Consider the following 10627-nt stretch of genomic DNA (forward strand, 5'->3'; position numbering starts at 1 on the left):
TCGTCTGGGGAATATCTCCCCGGCAGCCTTCAGGGAAAAATATCATCAGATGGCGGCTTAAAAAAAGAACAAATGGTAGTGTCCGCTATTGCCAGTACACCTCATTGAATATCTGACGTTTGTTCAGCAGCGAACGGCAAAGTTTGATGCACAGGAGGGAGAACTGCCGGAGGCTGAACGACAGATTGCTTTTCTGCGTATGGGAATGGATATCAATGCCTGGCTGGTTTCCCGCTCACTGTGGAATGCTGAGCAGTCTCAGGATGTTGAGACGCTTTGCGCATCCATTATGACAACATGGTCGTATGATGCGCTGGGCACGGGGGCGGAGAGGGTTCTGTCGCTGAGCGGTATGGGGACCATTGAGAATGCCGGGGATGATGATCATGAGGCGCTGACGCCGGAAAAGTCCTGACGCGGGAAATGCAGTTTGTCATGCGGCTTGCCCGGGAGTTCCGGCGGGCAGACTGGCGGCGGATGCTGTCGGATATGTCGGCCACTGAGCTTGGTGAGTGGGGCGATTATTTCCGGATGCAGAGCTTCAGTGATGTGTGGATGGATGCGCAGTTTGCCTCGCTGAAGGCATTGATCGTGAGAATGGTGTCCGGCAGCATCGATGCTGCGGTGGCTGATTTCAGCCTTTTACCGGAAGAGAACGGGATACCGGAGCGAACGGACGAAGAACTGATGCATCTTGGGGAAGGTATTTCCGGAGGTGTGCGTTATGGACCAGATAGCCAACCTGGTCATTGATTTGGGGATTGATGCGGCAGAGTTTAAAAATGAAATTCCCCGTATCAAAAACCTTCTGAATGGTGCAGCCAGCGATGCAGAACGGTCTTCTGCCCGTATGCAGCGTTTTATGGAGCGTCAGACTCAGGCGGCCCGGCAGACAATGCAGGCGGCTTCTTCGGCTGCAACAGCAGCATCAGCCCATGCGCAGACGGTGGAGAAGAATGCACGGGCTCATGAACGCATGGCCCGTGAGGTGGAACAAACCCGTCTGCGCGTGGATGCCCTGAATCAGAAAATGCGCGAGGAACAGGCGCAGGCCAGGGCACTGGCGGAGGCGCAGGATAAAGCGGCTGCCGCCTTTTATCGCCAGATTGACAGTGTGAAACAGGCCGGTGCGGGGCTTCAGGAATTACAGCGTATTCAGCAGCAGATCCGACAGGCCAGAAACAGTGGCGGGGTTGGTCAGCAGGATTATCTGGCGCTGATTTCGGAGATCACGGCGAAAACCCGTGCCCTGACGCAGGCAGAGGAACAGGCCACCCGGCAGAAAGCGGCGTTTATCCGCCAGCTTAAAGAGCAGGCAACCCGCCAGAATCTGTCGTCTTCTGAGTTGCTTCGCGCCAGGGCGGCTCAGCTGGGGGTAAGCAGTGCTGCAGAAGTGTATATCCGCAAAATGGAGCGGGCAGGAAAAGCCATACATTCGCTGGGGCTGAAAAGTGCGGCAGCCCGGCGGGAGCTGGGGGTGTTAATCAGTCAGATGGCGCGCGGCAATTTTGGTGCGCTGAGGGGATCCGGGATAACGCTGGCTAACCGTGCCGGATGGACAGGCGCACAGATGTCGCCGAAAGGCATGATGACTGGCGGCGTTATTGGCGGACTTGTCGCGGCGGTCCTGGGTCTGGGTAAAGCCTGGCATGACGGCGGAAGGAGGGCGAGGAATTTAACCGTCAGCTGGCGCTGACGGGACATTATGCCGGTGTCACTGTCGGGCAGTTGTGGAAACTCAGCCGGGCCATATCCGGGAATGGTATCACGCAACATGCGGCAGCCGGTGCGCTGGCACAGGTGGTGGGCAGTGGGGCATTTCATGGAAACGATATTGGTATGGTGGCGAAAGCTGCCGCACAGATGGAGCGATCGGTTGGCCAGTCGGTCAGCGATACCATAAATCAGTTTAAGCGGCTGAAGGATGATCCTGTAAATGCCGCGAAGGCGCTGGACAATGCGCTGCATTTTTTGACTGCCACTCAGCTTGAGCAGATACGCGTCCTTGGGGAGCAGGGGCGGTCCAGTGATGCGGCCCGGATCGCCATGTCTGCGCTGGCAGAGGAAACCGGTAAACGCACATCTGATATTGATAATAATCTCAATGCGCTGGGTAGTACGCTGCAAACCTTGTCTGACTGGTGGAAGCAGTTCTGGGATGCGGCCATGAATATTGGTCGTGAAGACTCGCTGGATGCGCAGATTGATGCGTTACAGGAAAAAATTCAGCGCGCGAAAAAATATCCGTGGACAAACGCCTCCACACAGGTGGAGTACGATCAGCAGCGTCTTAACGATCTTCAGGAGAAAAAACGCCGGAATGCTGAAAATGCCGCGCTGAACCGGATGAATGAAACGGGAGCTGCACGACATCAGCGGGAAATTGCGCGTATTAATGCCATGCAGTACGCCGACCAGGCTGTCAGGGATGCGGCGATACAGCGTGAAAATGAACGTTACGAAAAAGCCATTAAGAAAAATACACGGGCAACCCGTAATGATGAGGCCACCCGGTTATTGCTGCAGTACAGTCAGCAGCAGGCACAGGTGGAAGGGCAGATTGCTGCTGCCAGACAGTCAGCAGGCATTGCCACTGAAAGGATGACTGAAGCGCATAAACAGCTTCTGGCCCTGCAGCAGCGCATCAGCGACCTGGACGGGAAAAAGCTGACGGCAGATGAAAAGAGTGTGCTGGCCCGTAAGAATGAGCTGATTCAGGCGCTGACGCTGCTGGATGTGAAACAGCAGGAGCTGCAGAAACAGACAGCGCTTAACGACCTGAGAAAAAAAACGGTTCAGCTGACCAGCCAGCTGGCAGACAAAGAACGTGCACTGCGTGAGCAGCACAATCTGGATATTGCCACTGCAGGTATGGGGGATAAGCAGCGGCAGCGCTACCAGGCACAGTTGCGCATCCGGCAGGAATACCGGCAACAGTTGCAACAGCTTGAGAATGACAGTCGCCAGAAAGGCACTTACGGGACGGAGGACTACCGGAGGGCTGAGGAGGTGCTGAAGGGGAGCCTGAAGCGACAACTGAATGAAAACAAACGCTACTGGCAGGAACTGGAAGTGGCGCAGGGCGACTGGAAAAACGGTGCCATGCGGGCGTTTCAGAATTTTACGGCGGATGCGGATAATGCGGCGGGAACGGCAGAACAGATGTTTACAGTGGCATTCAGCAGTGCCGGTAATGCACTGGCGACATTCTGTACCACCGGTAAGCTGAATTTTAAATCCTTCACCTCTTCCCTGTTGTCAGATATGGCCAGAATTATGGCACAGATGGCCATGATGCAGGCGGTAAAGGGCGTCGGTTCTTTATTCGGCTTCACGACTAATGCTGATGGCGGTGTTTACCAGTCTGCTGATTTGAGTCGCTACAGTGGCACGGTGGTTAACCGTCCGACGTTTTTTGCTTTTGCAAAAGGCGCGGGTGTGATGGGGGAAGCGGGACCTGAAGCCATTCTGCCACTGCGTCGCGGTGCTGATGGTAAGCTGGGGGTTGTGGCGGATACTGGTGGTTCAGGCATGGTGATGTTTGCCCCGCAGTACAACATTGAGATCAATAACGACGGCACGAACGGGCAGATAGGTCCGGCTGCCCTGAAGGTGGTTTATGACCTCGGGAAAAAAGCGGCCGCGGACTTTATGCAACAGCAGGCCCGTGATGGTGGCCGGTTAAGTGGAGCATACCGGTAATGGAGACGTTTCACTGGAAAGTGCGCCCGGATATGAATGTGGTATCAGAGCCGAAAGTGGTGACAGTGAAGCTGGGCGATGGTTATGAACAGCGTCGTGCGGCGGGACTGAATAACCAGTTGTCGACTTACAGCGTGACGATACGTGTTCGTAAAGGTGAACACCCATCTTTAAAAGCCTTTCTGGAACGGCACGGTGGCGTCCGCGCATTTCAGTGGACGCCACCTTATGACTGGAAACCGATCAAGGGTGGTTTGTCGTAAATGGTCGGCAAGCGTGGGGGCGTTATGGGTGACTGTAACGGCCGATTTTGAACAGGTGGTGAACTGATGCAGGATATCCGGCAGGAAACACTGAATGAATGCACCCGTGCGGAGCAGTCAGCCCGGGTGGAGCTCTGGGAAATCGATCTGACAGAGGTCGGTGGTGAGCGTTATTTTTTCTGTAATGAGCAGAACGAAAAAGGTGAGCCGGTCACCTGGCAGGGGCGGCAGTATCAGGCATACCCCATTCAGGGGTCGGGGTTTGAACTGAACGGCAGGGGCTGTGCTGCCCGTCCGACACTGACGGTCTCTAACCTGCACGGCATGGTCACCGGTATGGCGGAAGATCTGCAGAGTCTGGTCGGCGGAACGGTGGTCAGGCGTAAGGTTTACGCCCGTTTTCTGGATGCGGTGAACTTCGTCAACGGAAACAGCGACGCCGATCCGGAACAGGAGGTGATCAGCCGCTGGCGCATCGAGCAGTGCAGCGAACTGAGCGCGGTCAGTGCCTCTTTTGTGCTGGCCACACCAACGGAGACGGATGGCGCGGTTTTCCCGGGGCGTATCATGCTGGCGAATACCTGTATGTGGACTTACCGTTCTGATGAGTGTGGTTACACGGGCAGGGCAGTGGCTGACGAGTTCGACAAACCAACGACGGATATCCGGAAGGACAAATGCAGCAAGTGTATGCGCGGGTGTGAGTTGCGCAACAATACCGGTAATTTCGGCGGTTTCCTTTCCATCAATAAACTTTCTCAGTAAATCCATGACACAGACAGAATCAGCGATTCTGGCGCACGCCCGGCGATGTGCGCCAGCGGAGTCGTGTGGCTTCGTGGTGAGAACGCCGGAGGGAGACAGGTATCTTCCCAGCGAGAATATCTCCGGTGAGCCGGAGGAACGGTTCCGGATGGCTCCGGAGGACTGGCTGCGGGCACAAATGCTGGGTGAGATTGTGGCGCTGGTCCACAGTCATCCCGGTGGTCTGCCCTGGCTGAGTGAGGCTGACCGGCGGCTGCAGGTGCAGAGTGATTTGCCTTGGTGGCTGGTCTGCCGGGGTGAGATTCATAAATTCCGCTGTGTGCCGCATCTCACCGGGCGGCGCTTTGAGCACGGGGTGACGGACTGTTACACGCTGTTCCGGGATGCTTATCATCTGGCGGGGATTGAGATGCCGGATTTTCATCGCGGGGATGACTGGTGGCGTAACGGTCAGAATCTCTATCTTGACAATATGGAGGTGACGGGTTTTTACCGTGTCGCACTGACAGAGGCGCAGCCGGGCGATGTGCTGCTGTGCTGTTTTGGTTCATCGGTGCCGAATCATGCCGCCATTTACTGCGGTGACGGCGGGCTGCTGCACCATATTCCTGAACAACTGAGCAAACGAGAGCGGTACACCGACAAATGGCAGCGACGCACACACTCCCTCTGGCGTCACCGGGCATGGCGCGCATCTGCCTTTACGGGGATTTACAACGATTTGGTCGCCGCATCGACCTTCGTGTGAAAACGGGGGCTGAAGCCATCCGGGCACTGGCCACACAGCTCCCGGCGTTTCGTCAGAAACTGAGTGACGGCTGGTATCAGGTGCGCATTGCCGGGCGTGATGCAGGTGAAACCGAATTGTCTGCCCGTCTTAATGAGCCGCTGGCAAATGGTGCAGTGATCCACATAGTACCGCGTCTGGTGGGAGCTAAAAGTGGCGGTGTGTTTCAGGCGGTGCTGGGGGCGGCTGTTATGGCGGTTGCTATATGGATGCCGGGGGTAGGAATTATGGCGAGTAATCTGCTGTTTTCTCTCGGTGCCAGTATGACGCTTGGCGGTGTTGCACAGATGCTGGCACCGAAAGCCAGAACTCCCCGTACACAGACAACGGATAACGGTAAGCAGAACACGTATTTCTCGTCACTGGATAACATGGTTGCCCAGGGCAATGTTCTGCCCGTTCTGTACGGTGAAATGCGCGTGGGGTCACGTGTGGTTTCTCAGGAGATCAGCACGGCAGACGAAGGGGATGGTGGTCAGGTTGTGGTGATTGGTCGCTGATGCAAAATGTTTTATGTGAAACCGCCTGCGGGCGGTTTTGTCGTTTATGGAGCGTGAGGAATGGGTAAAGGCAGCAGTAAGGGGCATACCCCGCGCGAAGCGAAGGACAACCTGAAATCCACGCAGTTGCTGAGTGTGATTGATGCCATCAGCGAAGGGCCGGTTGACGGTCCGGTGGATGGATTAAAAAGCGTGCTGCTGAACGGTACGCCGGTCCTGGACAGCGAGGGGAAGACAAACTTTTCCGGTGTTACGGTAGTGTTCCGCGCCGGCGAGCAGGAGCAGACACCGCCGGAGGGGGTTGAATCTTCCGGCTCCGAGACGGTGCTGGGTACGGAAGTGAAATACGACACGCCGATCACCCGGACCATCACGTCGGCAAACATTGATCGTCTGCGCCTGACCTTCGGTGTGCAGGCACTGGTGGAAACCACCTCAAAGGGGGACCGGAATCCGTCGGAAGTCCGCCTGCTGGTTCAGATACAGCGTAACGGTGGCTGGGTGACGGAAAAAGACATCACCATTAAGGGCAAAACCACTTCGCAGTATCTGGCCTCGGTGGTGGTGGGTAACCTGCCGCCGCGCCCGTTTAATATCCGGATGCGCAGGATGACACCGGACAGCACCACAGACCAGCTGCAGAACAAAACGCTCTGGTCGTCGTACACCGAAATCATCGATGTGAAACAGTGCTACCCGAACACGGCGCTGGTCGGCGTGCAGGTGGATTCAGAGCAGTTCGGTAACCAGCAGGTGAGTCGCAATTATCATCTTCGCGGGCGCATTCTGCAGGTGCCGTCGAACTATAACCCGCAGACGCGGCAATACAGCGGTATCTGGGACGGAACGCTTAAGCCAGCATACAGCAACAACATGGCCTGGTGTCTGTGGGACATGCTCACTCATCCGCGCTACGGCATGGGGAAACGTCTTGGTGCGGCAGATGTGGACAAATGGGCGCTGTATGTCATCGGCCAGTACTGCGACCAGTCAGTGCCGGACGGATTTGGCGGCACGGAGCCGCGCATCACCTGTAACGCTTACCTGACCACACAGCGTAAGGCGTGGGATGTTCTCAGTGATTTCTGCTCGGCGATGCGCTGTATGCCGGTATGGAACGGGCAGATGCTGACGTTCGTGCAGGACCGACCGTCGGATAAAGTGTGGACCTATAACCGCAGTAATGTGGTGATGCCGGATGATGGCGCGCCGTTCCGCTACAGCTTCAGCGCCCTGAAGGACCGCCATAATGTCGTTGAGGTGAACTGGATTGATCCGGACAACGGTCATGAGACGGCGACAGAGCTTGTGGAGGACACGCAGGCCATTCTCCGTTACGGTCGTAACGTCACGAAGATGGATGCCTTTGGCTGTACCAGCCGGGGACAGGCGCACCGCGCCGGGCTGTGGCTGATTAAAACGGAACTGCTGGAAACGCAGATCGTGGACTTCAGCGTCGGCGCAGAAGGGCTTCGCCATGTACCGGGTGATGTCATTGAAATCTGCGATGATGATTATGCCGGTATCAGCACCGGTGGTCGCGTACTGGCGGTGAACAGCCAGACCCGGACGCTGACGCTCGACCGTGAAATCACGCTGCCGTCCTCCGGTACCACGCTGATAAGCCTGGTTGACGGAAGTGGCAATCCGGTCAGCGTGGAGGTCCAGTCCGTCACCGACGGCGTGAAGGTGAAAGTGAGCCGGGTTCCTGACGGCGTTGCCGGATACAGCGTGTGGGGGCTGAAGCTGCCGACGCTGCGCCAGCGCCTGTTCCGCTGCGTGAGTATCCGTGAGAACGACGACGGCACGTATGCCATCACCGCCGTGCAGCATGTGCCGGAAAAAGAGGCCATCGTGGATAACGGGGCACACTTTGACGGTGACCGGCGCGGCACGGTGAATGGTGTCACGCCGCCAGCGGTGCAGCATCTGACCGCCGAAGTCACCGCAGACAGCGGGGAATATCAGGTGCTGGCGCGATGGGACACGCCGAAGGTGGTGAAGGGAGTGAGCTTCCTGCTTCGCCTGACCGTGGCAGCGGACGACGGCAGTGAGCGGCTGGTCAGCACAGCCCGGACGACGGAAACCACATACCGCTTCAGGCAGCTGGCGCTGGGGAATTACAGTCTGACAGTCCGGGAGGTAAATGCCCGGGGGCAGCAGGGCGATCCGGCGTCGGTATCGTTCCGGATTGCGGCACCGGCAGCGCCTGTCACTATTGAACTGATACCGGGGTATTTTCAGATAACGGCGGTCCCGAAACTGGCTGTATATGACCCGACGGTGCAGTTTGAGTTCTGGTTTTCGGAAAAGCGGATTGCGGATATCAGGCAGGTTGAAACCAGCGCCCGCTATCTTGGCACGGCGCTGTACTGGATAGCCGCCAGTATCAATATCAGGCCGGGCCATGATTATTATTTTTACGTTCGCAGTGTGAACACCGTTGGCAAATCGGCATTTGTGGAGGCCGTCGGTCGGGCGAGCGATGATGCGGAAGGTTATCTGAGTTTTTATAAAGGGTTGATCAATAAAACGCATCTCGGCAAGGAGTTGTGGACGCAGATTGATAACGGTCAGCTTGCGCCGGACCTGACTGAAATCAGGACGTCCATTACGAATGTCAGCAATGAAATCACGCAGACCGTCAATAAAAAACTGGAAAATCAGAGTGCTGCAATCCAGCAGATACAGAAAGTTCAGGTTGATACAAATAATAACCTGAACAGCATGTGGGCTGTGAAGCTGCAACAGATGAAGGACGCCTTTATATTGCGGGTATCGGTGCCGGTATTGAGAATACGCCAGCAGGAATGCAGAGTCAGGTGCTGCTGGCGGCAGACAGGATTGCGATGATTAATCCTGCGAATGGCAACACAAAGCCGATGTTTGTTGGTCAGGGCGATCAGATATTCATGAACGACGTGTTCCTGAAACGCCTGACGGCTCCGACCATTACCAGCGGCGGTAATCCTCCGGCATTTTCCCTGACACCTGGCGGACGGCTGACGGCGAAAAATGCCGATATCAGCGGTAACGTGAACGCGAACTCCGGGACGCTCAACAACGTCACGATTAATAAGAACTGTCGGGTTCTGGGAAAATTGTCCGCGAACCAGATTGAAGGCGATCTCGTTAAAACAGTGGGCAAACCTTTCCCACGGGACTCCCGGGCACCGGAGAGGTGGCCATCAGGGACCATTACCGTCAGGGTTTATGACGATCAGCCGTTTGATCGGCAAATTGTTATTCCCGCGGTGGCGTTTCGCGGTGCTAAACATGAGCGGAAGAATAACAATATTTATTCGTCATGCCGCCTGATAGTGAAGAAAAACGGTGCTGAAATTTATAACCGAACGACCCTGGATAATACGCTGATATATACGGGTGTTATTGATATGCCTGCCGGTCACGGTCACATGACGCTGGAGTTTTCTGTATCGGCATGGCTGGTAAATGGCTGGTATCCCACAGCAAGTATCAGCGATTTGCTGGTTGTTGTGATGAAGAAATCCACAGCAGGTATCAGTATCAGCTGAATTTTATAACCCAGATACGGGCACCAGAAATGGTGCCTTTTTTATTGCAGAAAAGCGAGAGGTAATTATGCGTAAAGTTTGTGCAGTCATTTTGTCCGCAGCCATCTGTCTGGCCGTATCCGGTGCGCCTGCATGGGCGTCTGAACATCAGTCCACGCTGAGCGCCGGGTATCTTCAGACCCATACTGATATGCCAGGCAGCGATGACCTGAAGGGCATTAACGTGAAATACCGTTATGAGTTTACGGACACGCTGGGGCTGGTGACGTCATTCAGCTATGCCAACGCTGAAGATGAGCAAAAAACGCATTACAGCGATACCCGCTGGCATGAGGATTCCGTGCGTAACCGCTGGTTCAGCGTGATGGCGGGGCCGTCTGTGCGCGTGAATGAATGGTTCAGCGCGTATGCGATGGTGGGCGTGGCTTACAGCCGTGTGTCGACCTTCTCCGGGGATTATCTCCGCGTAACTGACAACAAGGGGAAAACGCACGATGTGCTGACCGGGAGTGATGACAACCGCCACAGCAACACGTCTCTGGCGTGGGGGGCTGGCGTGCAGTTTAACCCGACCGAATCCGTGGCCATTGACCTTGCTTATGCAGGTTCCGGCAGTGGCGACTGGCGCACTGACGGTTTCATCGTGGGTGTCGGTTATAAGTTCTGATTAGCCAGGTAACACAGTGTTATGACAGCCCGCTGGTTCAGGCGGGCTTTTTGTGGGGTGAATATGGCAGTAAAGATTTCAGGTGTACTGAAAGATGGGGCGGGTAAACCTGTCGTAAATTGTGCGATTGAACTGCGGGCCAGAAGAACCAGTCCGACCGTTGTGGCACACGTTGTTGCCACTTGCGTGACGGACAATAACGGTGCTTATGTGATTGAGGCTGAGCCGGGGTATTACGAGGTTGCGCTTCACTGTAACGGCTGGCAGCCAACCCGTGTCGGGGATATTGATGTGGCACCGACTGATGCACCGGGGACACTGAACGCGTTTCTGAATGCACCAAAGGATGGTGATTTACGTCCGGAGGTGATGAAGCGCTTTGAGGAAATGGTGGCGCAGGCGCAGCG

Annotated in this window: 6 protein-coding genes and 4 pseudogenes; all 10 read left to right on the plus strand. The window is 55.9% G+C overall.

All coding sequences use genetic code 11. The features are described from left to right. Positions 1 to 103: 103 nt before the first annotated feature. Positions 104 to 415: pseudogene (gene gpG / locus ACUU1M_RS16225) on the plus strand (phage tail assembly chaperone G); the annotation flags it as partial. 8 nt (positions 416 to 423) lie between these two features. Then, the gene (locus ACUU1M_RS16230; protein WP_001161003.1) at positions 424 to 753 is read left to right on the plus strand and encodes a phage tail assembly protein T; all 330 of its coding nucleotides are present in this window, start codon (positions 424 to 426) and stop codon (positions 751 to 753) included. Then, positions 725 to 3702, plus strand: a pseudogene (locus tag ACUU1M_RS16235) (phage tail tape measure protein). The gene ACUU1M_RS16230 and the pseudogene ACUU1M_RS16235 overlap by 29 nt, the downstream one beginning before the upstream one ends. Beyond that, positions 3702 to 4032, plus strand: a pseudogene (locus ACUU1M_RS16240) (phage tail protein). The pseudogenes ACUU1M_RS16235 and ACUU1M_RS16240 overlap by 1 nt, the downstream one beginning before the upstream one ends. After that, positions 4032 to 4730, plus strand: coding sequence for a phage minor tail protein L (locus ACUU1M_RS16245; RefSeq protein WP_001152490.1), 699 nt, complete (start codon positions 4032 to 4034; stop codon positions 4728 to 4730). Before ACUU1M_RS16240 ends, ACUU1M_RS16245 begins: the two are co-directional and overlap by 1 nt. Before the next feature lie 4 nt (positions 4731 to 4734). Further along, complete coding sequence (locus tag ACUU1M_RS16250; RefSeq protein WP_000194735.1) at positions 4735 to 5478, plus strand: C40 family peptidase; 744 nt, start codon at positions 4735 to 4737, stop codon at positions 5476 to 5478. Then, a complete protein-coding gene (locus ACUU1M_RS16255; RefSeq protein WP_000090878.1) occupies positions 5415 to 6017 on the plus strand; it encodes a tail assembly protein in 603 nt (200 codons plus the stop codon). The genes ACUU1M_RS16250 and ACUU1M_RS16255 overlap by 64 nt, the downstream gene beginning before the upstream one ends. Positions 6018 to 6077: 60 nt before the next feature. Further along, positions 6078 to 9553: pseudogene (gpJ, locus tag ACUU1M_RS16260) on the plus strand (phage attachment tail tip protein J). Between the two features lie 67 nt (positions 9554 to 9620). Next, a complete protein-coding gene (locus ACUU1M_RS16265; protein WP_152029010.1) occupies positions 9621 to 10220 on the plus strand; it encodes an Ail/Lom family outer membrane beta-barrel protein in 600 nt (199 codons plus the stop codon). A 21-nt stretch (positions 10221 to 10241) separates the two neighbouring features. Next, the coding region (locus tag ACUU1M_RS16270; RefSeq protein ID WP_449144692.1) for a prophage tail fiber N-terminal domain-containing protein at positions 10242 to 10627 on the plus strand (386 nt) is incomplete at its 3' end.

The organism is Shigella sp. SIG6 (assembly GCF_053555815.1).